Raw genomic sequence first — 13,061 nt, 5'->3', positions numbered from 1 at the left:
ACGGCCAGCTCGCGGTAGCGCCGCCGCAGCAGCCAGGCGCCGGCGCGCGCCCACTGGGTATCGACCAGCGCACCGGCCAGCACCCAGCCGGCATGGGCGAGGGCGGCGGTGGCCGACGGCGGCGCATGCCAGGCCATCGCGAACACCAGCGCCAGCACGCCGGTGAAGGAGAGCGGCCCGGCGCGCGGCCCCCAGGCCATCATCATCAGCGTGCCAAAGGCGATCAGCGCGATCAGCCCCGTCATCGCCACCGGCGAATGCCGCAGCAGGCCGACGGCCAGGGTCACCAGCGCGGCCAGCAGCGCGGCCGGGAAGAGCCGGCGCCAGACCCGCTGCGGCGGGTTCGGCAGGTCCGGCAGGCTGCAGCAGACCGCGCCACCGGCGGCGGCCAGGCCGGCGTCCAGCCCGAACAGCGCAGTGAACAAGGCCTGTATCAACGCCACGCCCAGCGCGACACTGATGCCGTTCAGCTGGGCGGCGGAGAGGCGGCGCCAGGGGCCTGGCATGTTCAGAGCTTCAGGCTCATCACGAGCTCGCCATCATCGATCTCGCCGGTCGGCGTGAAACCCAGCGAGCGATAGAAGCGCTCGGCCGCCGCCGCATTCGCACTGTCCTGCACATAACTCAGATACAGCACGTCGGCGCCGGGCCGCGTACGCACATGGGCGATCAGCGCCTGCACCGCCGCCGCGCCATAACCCCTGCCCTGCTGCCCCTGATCGATCATCAGCCGCCACAGCGCGAACTCGGGTTCTTCCGGCTGCGCCGTCAGGCTGGGGTCGTACAGCATCAGAAAGCCGACCAGCACCCCGTCCACCGCAATGCCGCGCGGCCAGGCCTCGGCATAGACGGCAGCCTGGGCCATCGACTTGAGATTGGGCGCCACCTGCTTGCCGCCGTCGCCGGCATCCAGCTTCAGCAGCTCGGCCAGGTTGTGGCGGGTGATTTCGACCAGTTGCACGGACATTTTGGCTTCCTTGCTTTGAAAACAGGGGGCGCTCAGGCCCAGACGCGATAGGGCCAGAAAGCCTCCTCGCTGTCGATGCGCCGGCGCAGTTCCTCGGGGCTGAAGCCAGTGACGCGGCGCGTCTCGCGGCACAGATGGGCCTGGTCCGCATAGCCCATATCCTGGGCCAGCGCGCTCCAGACCAGCTCGCCCTCGGCCATCGCGCGCCGGCCCTGCGCATAGGTGGCCTCGGCCCGGCTGAGCGCACGCAGCGCGCGCAGGCTCTGGCCGCTCCATTGCTTGATTCGGCGCTCCATCTGGCGCAGGCTGCGGCCATGGCCGGCGGCCACCGCGCGCAGGGCCAGGTGTTGCATCCAGTCACGGTAGCCGCTGCCGCCCGCCTGCGGCACCGCGCGCCAGCGCGGCCGCAGGAAGTCCTCCAGCAGGCGCTGGCAGGCCTGCTCGTCGGGCGCGGCCAGCATCGCCGCGTTCAACGCACGCCAGTCCGGCTCATTCAGCCCGGGCTGCTGCTCCATGCTGACGCAGCGGTCGCACAGGGCTGCGATGTCCAGCCCGGTCAGCGCCTGCAGCGCATCCGGTGTGATCGCGGTCATGAAGCAGCGCGTCGGCCCATGCGCGCGGTAGAAGGCCGGCCGGCTGCGCGGCCCGGTGACCAGCAGCGGACCCGGCAACAGGCCCAGCGAGCGCCCCGCCTCGTCCAACTGCTCGCCCGCCCCGGCCAGCACCCAGCTCAGGCCGCATAGCGGCGTGGCCGGAAACCAGCTGCTGCGCTGAGCCTCGCTGAGCCCGGCCGCCGCCGAGGTGTCGCGCCACAGATGGGCATGCAGGCAGCCGCTCAGCGCAAGACCTGGCACCAGCAGGCGGGCGACGGCATCGGGATGCAGGGAGTGATCCATGCTCGCAGTCTAGTGTCGCAACCGTTCAATACCGAAAAACAGGGTGCCGGCAAGATCGCCGCCATGACGACCGACACCTTGACACGCCCCACCCTGCCTCCCGGCCCGCCCTGCCGCTGGCTGGGCCTGCCCGAGCTGGGCGCGCTGCGGCGCGACTATCTGGGCTTTCTGAGCGGCCTGCAGCGCCGCCATGGCGACATCGTGCATCTGCGCCTGATGCACTACCGCGACTACAACTTCTTCCATCCCGAGCAGGTGCGCGAGCTGCTTGTGGCTGCCCACGAAGGGCTGATCCGCTGGGAGCGCGCCATCGAGGTGTTCGCCGCCGCCCATGGCCAGAGCGTGCTGGTGGCCGAGGGGCCGGCCTGGAAGCGCCAGCGCCAGATGCTGCAGCCGGGCTTTGCGCCGAAGCGGGTCGAGGCCTTCGCGCCGCTGATGGTGGCGGCCACCGAGCAGGCGCTGGCGGGCTGGCAGAGCGGCCCCGAGTTCGGTTTCGAGTCGGCGATGACCCAGCTGACGATGGAGGTGATCCTGCGCAGCCTGTTCTCGCGCAGCGACACGGCCGAGGGTAGGCGCGCCGCCGATGCCGTCCATGCCATCAGCCTGATCGGCATGCAGGAGATGTTCTGGCCGGCCAGCGCCCCGCTGTGGGCGCCCTGGAAAACGGGCAAGCGCCGGGCGCTGCAGACCCTGGATGGGCTGATCCGCGGCGAGCTGGCGCGGCGCCGCGCCATGCCTGACTTCCAGGGCGAGGATCTGCTGCAGATGCTGCTGCAGCTGCGCGACCCGCAGGGCCGGCCGCTCGGCGAACAGGCGCTGCGCGACGAGTGCATGACCATCTTCCTGGCCGGCCACGAGACCAGCGCCGCCGCGCTGACCTGGTGGGGCTGGTGCATGGCCGCCCATCCCGAGGCGCAGCGCCGCGCCGCCGACGAGCTGCACGCGGTGCTGGGCGGGCGGGCACCGAGCGCCGCCGACCTGCCGCGTCTGCCCTGGCTGCAGGCCTGCATCAAGGAGGTGCTGCGCCTGTACCCGCCAGCCCCGGCCCTGTTGTCGCGCATCAGCACCGTGCCGCTGCAGATCGGCGGCTACACCCTGCCGGCGGGCTCGATGATCCGACTGACCCCGGGCATCATCCAGCGCGATCCGCGCTGGTTCGAGGAGCCCGAGGCCTTCCGCCCCGAGCGTTTCGATCCGGCCAGCGGCCATGCCGAGATCCCGCGCGGCGCCTGGCTGCCCTTCGGCGCCGGACCGCGGGTCTGCCTGGGCAGCCACTTCGCGCTGACCGAGATCGGGCTGATCGCCGCCCTGCTGCTGCAGCGTTACGAGCTGGCGCCCGCGCCCGGCCGGCCGGCGCCGATACCGGCGCTGCGGATCACGCTGCGGCCGACGGAACCCCTGCGGCTGACGCTGCGGCCGCGCGGCTGAGCTGCGGCTCGCACAGCACCTCGCAGGCCACCGAGTTGGCGATATAGCAGGCCTCGTGGGCGGCGTGGTGCAGAGCCTCGTGAGCCGCCGCATCGGGCGCGGCATCGGCGAACTGCACGACAGGCCGCAGGGTCACGCGCGTCATCGCCATCTTGCCGCGCGCATTGCGCGCCATCACACCGACCGCGTCGTCGCGATAGCTCTCGACCACCCAGCCGGCCTTGGCCGCCAGGCTCAGAAACCACAACATATGGCAGCTGGACAGCGAAGCCACAAAGGCCTCCTCGGGGTCCACCGCCGCCGGGTCCGAGTACGGCAGGGGCACCGAATGCGGGGATGAGGAGGCCGGCACCTGGGCGCCGCCATCGAAGCCCCAGGCATGCCGGCGGCTGTAGCGCTGGTCGGTGAAGACTTCATCGGCCTGGCGTGCCCAGGTCACGGAGGCGGAGAATTCAGGCATGGGGCGTCATCCTGTCTTGATAGGGGTCGAAAGCGTCACATCCTAGCGACTTCCGCCGGCGCGCAAGCCACCGCGCCGACGCCACAATCCGCGCATGAGCACAAGCGCCCCTCTGCTGTTCCACTACGAGCACTCGCGCAAGCAGCAGGCCCGGGTGGTCTTGATCAATATGCTGCTGCTCCCGCTGGTGTTGTGGCTCTTGCTGCAGCTGATAAACGACCCCGTCGCCCGCCCGCGCTTTGCCAGCCTGCTGATGGCCATAGGGGTAGCCGCCGAACTGGGCCTGCTGGCCGTGGCGGCCTGGCTGCTGAGCCATCCGGCCAGCTTCTCGATCCGGCTGAGCGCCAGCGAATTCTGCTCGCATCACCCGATGTTCAAGGCCTGGTGCTTCTCGGTTGATCCGGCGGAGATTGTCGCCATCGAGCACAGCACGGACCGCGAGGCCGACGCCCGCTATATCTCGATCCAGACACGCAGCGGCCAATGTCATGCCCTGAGCCCCAACTACGGCTATGACCGGAAGGCGCTGTATCGGGCGCTGGCCACGCTGAATCCGGCGATCCGCCTGCCCAAGCATCCGGGTGTCTTCGGGCTCAGGTCCTGAACCGCCGCCGCAGCGTCTCGAACAAGCCCAGCAGCCAGCACATCGGGCAGCCCCGCATCAGCACCACCGCGCCGGCCAAGGCGATGGCACGCAGCCAGCCGGCCAGCGGCCCGGGCCACAGCGCCAGCACTAGCAGCAGCGCGGCCGCCGCCCCGCGCAGCAGATGAATGGTGATGGAACGACTGCAGAACATTCCGGGCCTCACGGTGCGTCGCCCTGAGCGCCCGCCTGTGGTGCGCCGTCCTTGAGCCAGTAGCCGCTGGCCAGCAGCTGCTCGCGCACCCGGGCGCGCGCCCGGTGTAGCCGGCTCTTGACCGCCTCCAGGCTCAGGCCCAGCTGGGCCGCGACCTCGGGCGCCGTCAGCTCATGCACATCGCGCAGCAGCAGCACCTCGCGATAGGGCGGGCTCAGCTGCTCGATCGCCCGGGCCAGATCGCGGCGCAGATCCAGCGGCAGCACCGCCGCCTGGGGCTCCAGCGCCTCGGGCAGGTCCTCCAGCGAGTCGCTGCCCTTGCGCAGGCGCAGCAGCCGGTAGCACTCGCGCTCGACGATGCGGAACAGCCAGCCGGCCAGCGCTGCCGCCGTGCGCAGCGCGCCGACGCGGCGATACAGCTGCCACAGCGCCAGCTGCACCGCGTCCTCGGCATCCTCGCTGCTGCTGCAGCTGCGGCGCGCAAAGCGCTTCAGATCGGGCTGGCACAGGCTCAGCAACTGCATTACCGCGCCCTGGTCACCACGGCGCGCGGACTCCACCAGTTCAATCGGGGCTTGCAACATTCTTCAGCACTCCTGCAGAGGGGTTCACACCAGTTTCTGCAGCAAGGAGGGCCCGAACGGCCCAAAGGGTTCAGCGCCCGAAGAAAAAGCTCAGGCTCCGGCGGCCCGCTCCAGCGCATCGACGAACAGCTTCGCGACATCGAAGCCGGTCTGCTTCGTGATTTCCTGGAAGCCGGTCGGGCTGGTGACATTGATCTCGGTGACGCAGTCGCCGATCACATCCAGGCCCACCAGCAGCAGGCCGCGCGCGGCCAGCACCGGCGCCAGCTGCTCTGCGATCTCGCGATCGCGCGGGCTCAGCGGCTGGGCCACGCCCTTGCCGCCGGCGGCCAGATTGCCGCGGATCTCCGTCCCCTGCGGGATGCGGGCCAGGCAGAAGGGCACGACCTCGCCGCCGATCAGCAAGACGCGCTTGTCGCCCTGGACGATCTCCGGCAGATAGCGCTGCACCATCACCGTCTCGGCGCCGCCCTGGTTGAGCGTCTCGATGATGGAGCCGAGATTCAGCCCGTCGGGGCCGACGCGGAAGATGCCCATGCCGCCCATGCCGTCCAGCGGCTTCAGGATGATGTCGCGGTGCTCGGCGTGGAAGGCCTTGATGGCCGCCGCGCTGCGCGTCACCAGAGTCGGGCCGATCAGCTCGGGAAACTCCAGGATGGCCAGCTTCTCGGGATGGTCGCGCAGCGATGCCGGCTTGTTGAAGACTTTCGCCCCCTCGCGCTCGGCCTGGCTCAGCAGATGGGTGGCGTAGAAGAACTCGCTGTCGAACGGCGGGTCCTTGCGCATCACGATGGCATCCGTCTCGGCCAGCACCAGCTCCGTCGTCTGCTCGACCTTGAACCAGTCATGCGCGTCGCCGGTCAGCGTGATCTGGCGGGCACCGTGGGCGCTGACCTTGCCACCACGAATCCAGACCAGATCGGCCGGATGGCAGGCCCACAGCACATGACCGCGCTTGGCGGCCTCGCGCATCATCGAAAAAGTCGTGTCCTTGTAGGTCTTGAAGGACTCCAGCGGGTCGGCGACGAATAAGAGGATCATGACGGGCGCACTTTCACAAGGGGAGGTACTCAGCGGTGCGCAGTGTTGCACGACTGGCGCCGAGGCGCAGGGCTCAGCCCTTCATCAATCTTCGTCGCCGTCGTCGAGCGCCGATGCGCGCGGCACGAAGCTGCGCTGCGCCGGCTTGGCCAGCAGTTCCAGGTAGAAGGCCGGGGCCTGGGCGGCAGCGGCCTCGTTGATGCGGTCCATGAAGGCGCCGACATGGATCACCTCGGCCGCCGCCTCACTGAGGCCGAAGCGGCAGTCGAAGTCCCAGAAGTCCGCTTGCGCCGGCAGGGGCTTGCGGCGCTCGCGCTTCAGGTACTGGCGGATCTCGTGCTTGATGGCTTCGAGCAGGCGCTCGGGGTTCTTGCCTTCGACGTGGAGTTGGAAAGTCTTCTTCATGGCAAGTCTCTGGGACAGCGCGCGTTCGGGGCAGGAATTATCCGTCAGGCCCGCCAACGCGCCACCAGCAGCGCAGCGCTGCCGGCCACCACGCCCCAGAAGGCCGAGCCTATGCCCAGCAGCGAGACGCCGGACAGCGTGACCAGAAAGGTCAGGATGGCGGCGTCGCGGTGTTTTTCGTCCTTCAGCGCGGCCGAGAGGCCGCCGGCAATCGTGCCCAGCAGGGCCAGGCCGGCCACCGCTGCGACCAGCTCGCGCGGAAAGGCGACCAGCAGGCCGACGACCGCGCCGCCGGCCAGGCCCACGGCGATATAGAACAGGCCGGCCATCACGGCGGCGGTGTAGCGCCTGGTCGGGTCTTCGTGCGCCTCGCGGCCCATGCAGATGGCGGCGGTGATCGCGGCCAGGTTGAAGGCATAGCCACCGAAGGGCGCCAGCAGCAGCGAGGCAAGACCTGTCACCGTGATACTGGCCGACACCGGGGTCTGGTAGCCCGAGGCCCGCTGGGCGGCAACGCCGGGCAGGTTCTGCGAGGCCATCGTGACCAGGAACAGCGGCAGGGCCACGCCGACCAGGGCCGCCAGGCTGAAGACCGGCGTGGTCCAGACCGGCTGGGCCCAGGACCAGTCGACCGCCCCCAGGCGCAGCCGGCCCTGGGCCGCCGCGACCGCCACACCGGCCAGCAGCACGCCGGGCACCGCATAGCGCGGCATGAAGCGCTTGCCGAGCAGATAGGCTCCGGCCATCACCAGCACCATCAGCGGCGCACTCTGGACCGTCAGCACCGCATCGAGCCCGAAGCGGGCCAGCACGCCGGCCAGCAGGGCCGAGGCCACGGCCAGCGGGATGCGGTCCATCACCCGCTCGAACCAGCGCGTCACCCCGAACAGCATGATCAGCGCCGCGCAGACGATGAAGGCGCCGATCGCCTCGGCCATCGACAGCCCGGCCGAGCCGGCCAGCAAGGCCGCGCCGGGCGTGCTCCAGGCGGTCAGCACCGGCTGGCGGGTCCACAGCGACAGCCCCAGGCTGGTGATGCCCATACCCAGTCCCAGCGCCCACATCCAGGAGCTGGTCTGGGCGGCTGTCGCACCGAGCGCCTGGGCGGCCTGGAACACGATGGCCACCGAGCTGGTAAAGCCCACCAGCACGGCGACAAAGCCGGCCACGGCGGCGGAGAGGGTCAGGTCATGGAGCCAGGTCTTGCGCATCGCGGCAGCATAACGGCGTCCATCGCGCTTTCTTTCAGGCCTGGGCCATCAAGGCGTTCAGCTCACCATAAGCCATCGCCCGCTCGCCCAGGACCTGACCGTCACCATCAGCGAGAAAGCTCCGCGTCAGCTCGGCGATGCGGGCACAGACCGACTCGGCGATGCCGGAACCGGCGCTGATGCGGCGCACGCCCAGCCGGCCCAGTTCGGCCGCTGCGGGCACGCCCGGCAGGGCCAGGATATTGACCGGCAGGCGGCTGCCGGCGCAGATCGCCGCGATCTCTCCGGGCGCTCGCGCGCCGGCCGCGAACAGGCCGTCGGCACCGGCTGCGGCATAGCGCTCGGCGCGAGCCAGCAGCTCGTCCACGCGCTGCTCGGGCGGCACCAGGCCCTTCAGATAGACATCGCTGCGGGCATTGATGAAGAGGCGCACACCGGCGCGCTCGGCCGCCTCGCGCAGCGCCGCGATCTTGCGCACCAGCAGCTCGGGCGCGGCGCGGCCGTCCTCGATATTGATGCCGGCGGCACCGGCGGCGATCAGCGCGGCGGCGCTGGCACCGACGCTCTGCGGATCGTCCGAATAGCCGCCCTCGAAGTCCACCGTCAGCGGCACCGCCAGGCGCGCGGCCAGCGCCTCGGTCAGCGCGATCAGCTTGGCGACCGGCAGCCGGTCGCCGTCGCCATAGCCCATGGCCCAGGCCACGGCGGCGCTGCTGGTGGCCACCGCTGCGGCGCCCAGGCTCTGCATCAGCAAGGCGCTGCCCGGGTCCCAGGCATTGGGCAAGAGCAGCGGCGAGGCGGCGTGGTGCAGCGCATGGAAGGCGGCGGCGTGGTCGGCGGGCATGGTGTCGGCTCCCTGGTGATCGATTGAAGGCCGCCATCCTCCCATGAGCACGCGCTGGCTGCTGGAAGTTATCGGACCCCTGCCTCCTTGCTGCGGGCTCAGACTGCGGCCTGGCCGTCCAGCCATTGACGTGGCGAGCGCCCCAGGCGCTGGCTGAACAGGCGCGACAGCGCCGAGGCGCTGGCGTAGCCCAGCTCGTCGGCGATCTGCTTGACCGGCCGGCCCTGGCGCAGCCGGGACTGGGCCAGGGTCAGGCGCCAGTCGGCCAGGTAGTGGGCCGGCGTCTGCGCCAGCACCGCCTTGAAATGGGCGGCGAAGGCGCTGCGCGACATGCCGGCTCGCTCGGCCATCGCCGCCAGGCTCCAGGCCTCGCCGGGCGCCTCATGCAGCGCCACCAGCGCGCGCGCCAGCCGTGGGTCCGCCAGGCCGGTGATCAGGCCCGGCTGCACACCGGCCTCGGCCGGATGGTCGATCAGCCAGCGCAGCAGCTGGATCAACACCACCTCGAACAGCCGGTCCGCCAGCAGGCGCTGGCCGCAGCGCAGCCGCTCGGTCTCGCTGAACAAGAGCTGCAAAGACAGCCCCAGCCCCTCGACCCGTGCCAGCGGCAGCACCACCAGCGGCGGCAGCGCGCGCACCAGCGGGTTCAGCGCAGCACCGTCGAACTCCAGCTCGGCGCAGACGAAGTCCGAGCCGTCCTCGGGCGGGTTGCGGAACTGGTGCGCCAAGGGCCTTGGATAGAACAGCAGGGTCGGCTCGGTGATCAGCAGGCGGCGCGGCAGCTCGCTGTGCTTCGCCCCATGGCGCAACTCCAGCTCGCCGCGCCGCATCACATGCAGGAACCCGCGCCCGGGCTCGGCCGGGAAGCGGCTGATGCCGCACAGCGGGCCCTGGTGGAACAGGCGTGCCCGCACCTTGAAGCGCTCCAGCAAGCTGGACAGGCGGTCTATGGTCGGCTGGCTCATGGTCTGGACGAATTGGTATGCGAATTGGACGATAAGTGGCCAATGGTACGACGCGGCGGCGCACACTGAGATCCAGCAGCTGCCCGAACCCTCCCGACCCATCGCCTCCACAGCAAAGGAAGAACCCTCATGTCCCGCCTTCATCTGATCGATCCCGCCCAGGCCACCGGCACCCGCAAGGAGCTGCTCCAGCAGATCCACGGTGCCTTCGGCGCCACCCCCGCGATGTTCCGCGCGGTCGCCAACTCCACGGCGGCCCTGCAAAGCATGTGGGGCGCATTCGGCGCCCTGGGTTCCGGCGTGATCCCGGCCAAGCTGGGCGAGCAGATCGCCGTCGCCGTCGCCGACCGCAACGATTGCGAATACTGCCTGGCCGCCCACACGATGCTGGGCCGCAAGGCCGGTGCCAGCACCGCCGAGATGGCCGCCGCCCAGCAGGGCGAATCTGCCGACCCGCAGACCGCCGCCGCGCTGCGCTTCGCGCTGCAGCTGGTCGACACCCGCGGTCAGGTCGGCGATGCCGATGTGCAGGCGCTGCGCGAAGCCGGCTTCAACGACGAGCAGATCGTCGAGATCCTGGCCCATGTGGCGTTGAACCTGTTCACCAACTATATGAACCTGGCCTTCCAGGTGCCGCTCGATTTCCCGGCCGTCAAGCGGCGCGGGACCCAGCCCCTCTGAAACGGAGACCACGATGTCCTTCGAGATCCCCGCCGCCCAGGCCGATCTGGCGCCGCCGCTGCAGATCGCGCAATGGTTCAATACCGGCGGCCAGCCCATCGAGCTGCCGCAGCTGCGCGGCCGCGTGGTCGCGCTGCATGCCTTCCAGATGCTGTGTCCCGGCTGCGTCGCCCATGGTCTGCCGCAGACCGCCAGGCTGCACGAGCTGTTCCCGCCCGAACAGCTGGCCGTGATCGGGCTGCATAGCGTGTTCGAACACCACGAGGTGATGGGCAGCGCCGCCGCGCTGCAGGCCTTCATCGATGAGTACCGACTCGGCTTCGCCATCGGGCTGGACCGGCCCGACCCACGCGGCGGCCCGGTGCCGCTGACGATGCAGGCCCTGGGCCTGCGCGGCACGCCCAGCCTGATACTGCTGGACAAGCGGGGCCGCATCCGGCTGCACCAATTCGGCCGCGTCGACGACCTGCGCCTGGGTGCACTGATCGGCCGCCTGCTCGCCGAGCCCGACGAGGACGCAGCCGCCGCGCCGCTCTGCGACGATCAGGGCTGCCGCCTGCCCGAATCTGCGGCCCAGCAGTCCCGCTGAGGCATCGATCTCGGCCAGGAAGCCCTCGGGCCGCTATGGCTTGGCGGCCTCCCTGGTCTTCATCTTGTCCATCATCTCGCGCATGCCCGCGCAGGGGTCCTCGCGCTTGGGTGCGGCGGTGATCCAGACGTAGTGGTAGGGCGCGCCCTGGATCTGGGCACCGGTCTCGACAAAGCCGACGCTGGCCACCCGCGCCGCCGGCTGCTGGGCCGCGATCAGCTGGGCGACGCCGTAGTCGCGGCGCACATGGCCATTTCCTGCCAATAGCACGGCGAGCGGCACCGCCGGCTTGCCCTGGGCCTGAGCCGCGGCCTGCAGGCTCAGCCACATCGCCGCGTCGCGGGCGCGCTGGGCCCAGCCCATGCCAACCAGGCGCTCGCCGGCCAGCATGCCGCAATGGCCTTGCACCAGGTCGGCGTCCAGCGCCTTGGCACCGGCCTCGTCCAGCGGCGCGGCCNCCGCCGGCTTGCCCTGGGCCTGAGCCGCGGCCTGCAGGCTCAGCCACATCGCCGCGTCGCGGGCGCGCTGGGCCCAGCCCATGCCAACCAGGCGCTCGCCGGCCAGCATGCCGCAATGGCCTTGCACCAGGTCGGCGTCCAGCGCCTTGGCACCGGCCTCGTCCAGCGGCGCGGCCCGGGTGACGGCCTTCAAGTCGTCGGGCAGGGCCGCCTCGCCCTTGCGCGCGAGCTCGCGCGCAAGATCGCGCGGCGTGTTGCCACCGACCAGCATGCGGCCCGGCGCCGCCGCAGCCGCGAACAAGGGCTCGTGCAGCGGCCAGCGCCAGCCTTTCTCGTCGAAGCCCGCCGCCTGCAGGCGCGGCAGCAGCACGGAGCCGGGCAGCACGGCCTGGCCGCGTGTCAGGTGCTCGGCCACCACCGGTACGCGCGGGCCCAGCGCGGCCAGCAGTTCGGCGCGGCGCTGATGATGGACGGCGTTGTCATGCTGCTCGCCGAGCAGCACATAGTCGCTGGCAAGCAGCTTCTGCAGCAGCTCGTCGCGGCTGATCTGGCGGCCGCTGGCCACCTCGACGATGCGCTCGTTGCTGGGCGTCATGCCCAGCTGGGCACAGCCGGCCAGCAGCAGGCTCAAGCCCATCAGCAGAGTCTTTTTCATTGTGTGCCGCCTTCCGGTACGTAGACGATGGAACCATCCTTCATTTTGTAGGCTACGCCGGCCTTCTCGCCGTCGCCGCTGCCGATGGCGCCACTGGCCTTGAAGCGTTCGACCTTCTCGCCCTTCTTGATCATGATCTCCATCGAGGGCTTGCCGGGATCGGTGATCACGGTGACGTCCTGCTTGTTGAAGGGGTTGATCATCGGGTTCTGGGCCACTGTGATCAGCAGCGCCGCGATCACGACCAGAAAGATGTCGATCAGATTGACGACCGACAAGATGGGATCGTCGGTCTCGGCTTCATGCAAGAGCTTCAGAGCCATGGTTCAAGCCCCCGGCTTTGCGCGCAGCTTGCCGATCTCGACGATCTCCTCGGCCAGCCAGCGGCGCTGGATATTGACCACCCAGAAGGTGATGGATGCGGCGATCAGCGCCAGGATCACGGCCGAGAAGGCCACGGTCAGGTTCTGCGAGACGGCGGCCAGATTGCCGTCGGACAGCGAGCGCAGCGCCGGCCCCATCGGGATCATGGTCGCGACCAGGCCCAGCATCGGCGTGACGCGGCTGGCGATGCGCGGGCCTTCCATCAGGCGGTGCGCCTTCAGGTCCAGCTCGTCCTCGCTCAAGCCCTCGGGACCGGCCGCCCGATGCGCGGCCAGCAGCGGGCGGCCCGCCCCGGAGCGACGCCGCTGCAGGTGCACGACAAAAGCGCCCAGCACCCAGAAGGCATAGAGAAAGAGGACGGCGATCAGGGCCAGCGTGGGCAGCAGAAACCACTGCGCCACCAGATACATGGTGTTTTCGAGGATGGAGGACATGGCGTTTGAAGAGTCGGGATTGAGGGGAGTGTTCAGGAGGACAAGGGAGCCATGCGCGGTGGTGTGCAGGCGTCCTGGCGCCAGGCGCGCCAGCCGCCGCCGACGGCGGCGAGCAGCAGCAGGAACAGCGCGGCCAGGCTGGTGACGATCAGCTGCGGTTGATTGACCAGTGCTGGCTCGGCCACCTTGTCGAGCTTCATGCCTTCAATCGGTGGCGGCGGCGCGACGTCGGCAGCCGGTGGCGCAGCGGCGGCAGCCGCCG

The 13,061-nt window shown here is 70.2% G+C and carries 19 protein-coding genes; 4 read left to right on the top strand and 15 right to left on the bottom strand.

Features of this window, described 5'->3' with window-relative positions; all coding sequences use genetic code 11:
* The 3 genes from PO768_RS25010 to PO768_RS25000 form a co-directional block, all read right to left on the bottom strand.
* Positions 1 to 506, bottom strand: a 506-nt coding sequence (locus tag PO768_RS25010; RefSeq protein WP_272648207.1) for an FUSC family membrane protein, incomplete at its 3' end; no start/stop codon positions are given.
* Between the two features lie 2 nt (positions 507 to 508).
* Positions 509 to 967, bottom strand: coding sequence for a GNAT family N-acetyltransferase (locus PO768_RS25005; RefSeq protein ID WP_272648206.1), 459 nt, complete (start codon positions 965 to 967; stop codon positions 509 to 511).
* Between the two features lie 32 nt (positions 968 to 999).
* Entirely contained in the window at positions 1,000 to 1,863 is an 864-nt protein-coding gene (locus tag PO768_RS25000) for a helix-turn-helix domain-containing protein (protein ID WP_262971747.1), read from the bottom strand.
* A gap of 63 nt (positions 1,864 to 1,926) precedes the next feature.
* Here PO768_RS25000 and PO768_RS24995 point away from each other — a divergent pair, with 63 nt between their 5' ends.
* Positions 1,927 to 3,291 carry a cytochrome P450 gene (locus PO768_RS24995; protein WP_272648205.1) on the top strand — a complete coding sequence of 455 codons (1,365 nt, stop codon included), beginning with the start codon at positions 1,927 to 1,929 and terminating at the stop codon, positions 3,289 to 3,291.
* On the opposite strand, the gene PO768_RS24990 is transcribed toward PO768_RS24995, so the two are convergent.
* The gene (locus PO768_RS24990) at positions 3,239 to 3,751 is read right to left on the bottom strand and encodes an OsmC family protein (protein ID WP_272648204.1); all 513 of its coding nucleotides are present in this window, start codon (positions 3,749 to 3,751) and stop codon (positions 3,239 to 3,241) included. The genes PO768_RS24995 and PO768_RS24990 overlap by 53 nt on opposite strands.
* A gap of 94 nt (positions 3,752 to 3,845) precedes the next feature.
* Here PO768_RS24990 and PO768_RS24985 point away from each other — a divergent pair, with 94 nt between their 5' ends.
* Positions 3,846 to 4,355, top strand: coding sequence for a hypothetical protein (locus tag PO768_RS24985; RefSeq protein WP_272648203.1), 510 nt, complete (start codon positions 3,846 to 3,848; stop codon positions 4,353 to 4,355).
* On the opposite strand, the gene PO768_RS24980 is transcribed toward PO768_RS24985, so the two are convergent.
* The 7 genes from PO768_RS24980 to PO768_RS24950 form a co-directional block, all read right to left on the bottom strand.
* The gene (locus PO768_RS24980) at positions 4,345 to 4,548 is read right to left on the bottom strand and encodes a hypothetical protein (protein ID WP_272648202.1); all 204 of its coding nucleotides are present in this window, start codon (positions 4,546 to 4,548) and stop codon (positions 4,345 to 4,347) included. The two genes, PO768_RS24985 and PO768_RS24980, sit on opposite strands and share 11 nt — an antisense overlap.
* Positions 4,549 to 4,556: 8 nt before the next feature.
* The gene (locus tag PO768_RS24975; RefSeq protein WP_272648201.1) at positions 4,557 to 5,132 is read right to left on the bottom strand and encodes an RNA polymerase sigma factor; all 576 of its coding nucleotides are present in this window, start codon (positions 5,130 to 5,132) and stop codon (positions 4,557 to 4,559) included.
* A gap of 90 nt (positions 5,133 to 5,222) precedes the next feature.
* The gene (gene gshB, locus PO768_RS24970) at positions 5,223 to 6,173 is read right to left on the bottom strand and encodes a glutathione synthase (protein ID WP_272648200.1); all 951 of its coding nucleotides are present in this window, start codon (positions 6,171 to 6,173) and stop codon (positions 5,223 to 5,225) included.
* A gap of 84 nt (positions 6,174 to 6,257) precedes the next feature.
* A complete protein-coding gene (locus PO768_RS24965) occupies positions 6,258 to 6,578 on the bottom strand; it encodes a DUF6172 family protein (RefSeq protein WP_262971753.1) in 321 nt (106 codons plus the stop codon).
* Positions 6,579 to 6,622: 44 nt separating this feature from the next.
* The gene (locus PO768_RS24960; protein WP_272648199.1) at positions 6,623 to 7,789 is read right to left on the bottom strand and encodes a benzoate/H(+) symporter BenE family transporter; all 1,167 of its coding nucleotides are present in this window, start codon (positions 7,787 to 7,789) and stop codon (positions 6,623 to 6,625) included.
* 34 nt (positions 7,790 to 7,823) lie between these two features.
* A complete protein-coding gene (locus PO768_RS24955; RefSeq protein WP_272648198.1) occupies positions 7,824 to 8,633 on the bottom strand; it encodes an isocitrate lyase/PEP mutase family protein in 810 nt (269 codons plus the stop codon).
* Positions 8,634 to 8,731: 98 nt separating this feature from the next.
* Positions 8,732 to 9,598, bottom strand: coding sequence for an AraC family transcriptional regulator (locus PO768_RS24950; RefSeq protein ID WP_272648197.1), 867 nt, complete (start codon positions 9,596 to 9,598; stop codon positions 8,732 to 8,734).
* Between the two features lie 129 nt (positions 9,599 to 9,727).
* Here PO768_RS24950 and PO768_RS24945 point away from each other — a divergent pair, with 129 nt between their 5' ends.
* Positions 9,728 to 10,279, top strand: coding sequence for a carboxymuconolactone decarboxylase family protein (locus tag PO768_RS24945; protein ID WP_272648196.1), 552 nt, complete (start codon positions 9,728 to 9,730; stop codon positions 10,277 to 10,279).
* A gap of 13 nt (positions 10,280 to 10,292) precedes the next feature.
* Positions 10,293 to 10,868, top strand: a complete 576-nt coding sequence (locus PO768_RS24940; protein ID WP_272648195.1) for a peroxiredoxin family protein — start codon at positions 10,293 to 10,295, stop codon at positions 10,866 to 10,868.
* A 33-nt stretch (positions 10,869 to 10,901) separates the two neighbouring features.
* Here PO768_RS24940 and PO768_RS24935 read toward each other — a convergent pair whose 3' ends face one another.
* The 4 genes from PO768_RS24935 to PO768_RS24920 form a co-directional block, all read right to left on the bottom strand.
* On the bottom strand, positions 10,902 to 11,921 hold the full coding sequence (locus PO768_RS24935; protein ID WP_442953297.1) for a ChaN family lipoprotein: 1,020 nt from the start codon (positions 11,919 to 11,921) through the stop codon (positions 10,902 to 10,904).
* A 56-nt stretch (positions 11,922 to 11,977) separates the two neighbouring features.
* On the bottom strand, positions 11,978 to 12,298 hold the full coding sequence (locus tag PO768_RS24930) for a DUF2149 domain-containing protein (RefSeq protein ID WP_272648208.1): 321 nt from the start codon (positions 12,296 to 12,298) through the stop codon (positions 11,978 to 11,980).
* 9 nt (positions 12,299 to 12,307) lie between these two features.
* Entirely contained in the window at positions 12,308 to 12,799 is a 492-nt protein-coding gene (locus PO768_RS24925; RefSeq protein ID WP_272648193.1) for a MotA/TolQ/ExbB proton channel family protein, read from the bottom strand.
* 32 nt (positions 12,800 to 12,831) lie between these two features.
* A partial coding sequence (locus PO768_RS24920) for a hypothetical protein (RefSeq protein ID WP_272648192.1) occupies positions 12,832 to 13,061 on the bottom strand: 230 nt, incomplete at its 5' end.

This window comes from Paucibacter sp. XJ19-41 (assembly GCF_028462495.1).
Lineage (GTDB): Bacteria > Pseudomonadota > Gammaproteobacteria > Burkholderiales > Burkholderiaceae_C > Roseateles_E.
Note: the sequence above shows the minus strand (reverse complement) of the source record. Positions and strands in the feature narration are given on the sequence as shown.

Bases quoted from the DNA above. Each gene is read 5' to 3' on its own strand.
- PO768_RS24950 (WP_272648197.1), bottom strand. From the start codon at position 9,598: ATGAGCCAGCCGACCATAGACCGCCTGTCCAGCTTGCTGGAGCGCTTC.
- PO768_RS24985 (WP_272648203.1), top strand. From the start codon at position 3,846: ATGAGCACAAGCGCCCCTCTGCTGTTCCACTACGAGCACTCGCGCAAG.
- PO768_RS24980 (WP_272648202.1), bottom strand. From the start codon at position 4,548: ATGTTCTGCAGTCGTTCCATCACCATTCATCTGCTGCGCGGGGCGGCG.
- PO768_RS24995 (WP_272648205.1), top strand. From the start codon at position 1,927: ATGACGACCGACACCTTGACACGCCCCACCCTGCCTCCCGGCCCGCCC.
- PO768_RS24965 (WP_262971753.1), bottom strand. From the start codon at position 6,578: ATGAAGAAGACTTTCCAACTCCACGTCGAAGGCAAGAACCCCGAGCGC.
- PO768_RS24975 (WP_272648201.1), bottom strand. From the start codon at position 5,132: ATGTTGCAAGCCCCGATTGAACTGGTGGAGTCCGCGCGCCGTGGTGAC.
- gshB (WP_272648200.1), bottom strand. From the start codon at position 6,173: ATGATCCTCTTATTCGTCGCCGACCCGCTGGAGTCCTTCAAGACCTAC.
- PO768_RS24940 (WP_272648195.1), top strand. From the start codon at position 10,293: ATGTCCTTCGAGATCCCCGCCGCCCAGGCCGATCTGGCGCCGCCGCTG.
- PO768_RS24990 (WP_272648204.1), bottom strand. From the start codon at position 3,751: ATGCCTGAATTCTCCGCCTCCGTGACCTGGGCACGCCAGGCCGATGAA.
- PO768_RS24925 (WP_272648193.1), bottom strand. From the start codon at position 12,799: ATGTCCTCCATCCTCGAAAACACCATGTATCTGGTGGCGCAGTGGTTT.
- PO768_RS24955 (WP_272648198.1), bottom strand. From the start codon at position 8,633: ATGCCCGCCGACCACGCCGCCGCCTTCCATGCGCTGCACCACGCCGCC.
- PO768_RS24960 (WP_272648199.1), bottom strand. From the start codon at position 7,789: ATGCGCAAGACCTGGCTCCATGACCTGACCCTCTCCGCCGCCGTGGCC.
- PO768_RS24945 (WP_272648196.1), top strand. From the start codon at position 9,728: ATGTCCCGCCTTCATCTGATCGATCCCGCCCAGGCCACCGGCACCCGC.
- PO768_RS25005 (WP_272648206.1), bottom strand. From the start codon at position 967: ATGTCCGTGCAACTGGTCGAAATCACCCGCCACAACCTGGCCGAGCTG.
- PO768_RS25000 (WP_262971747.1), bottom strand. From the start codon at position 1,863: ATGGATCACTCCCTGCATCCCGATGCCGTCGCCCGCCTGCTGGTGCCA.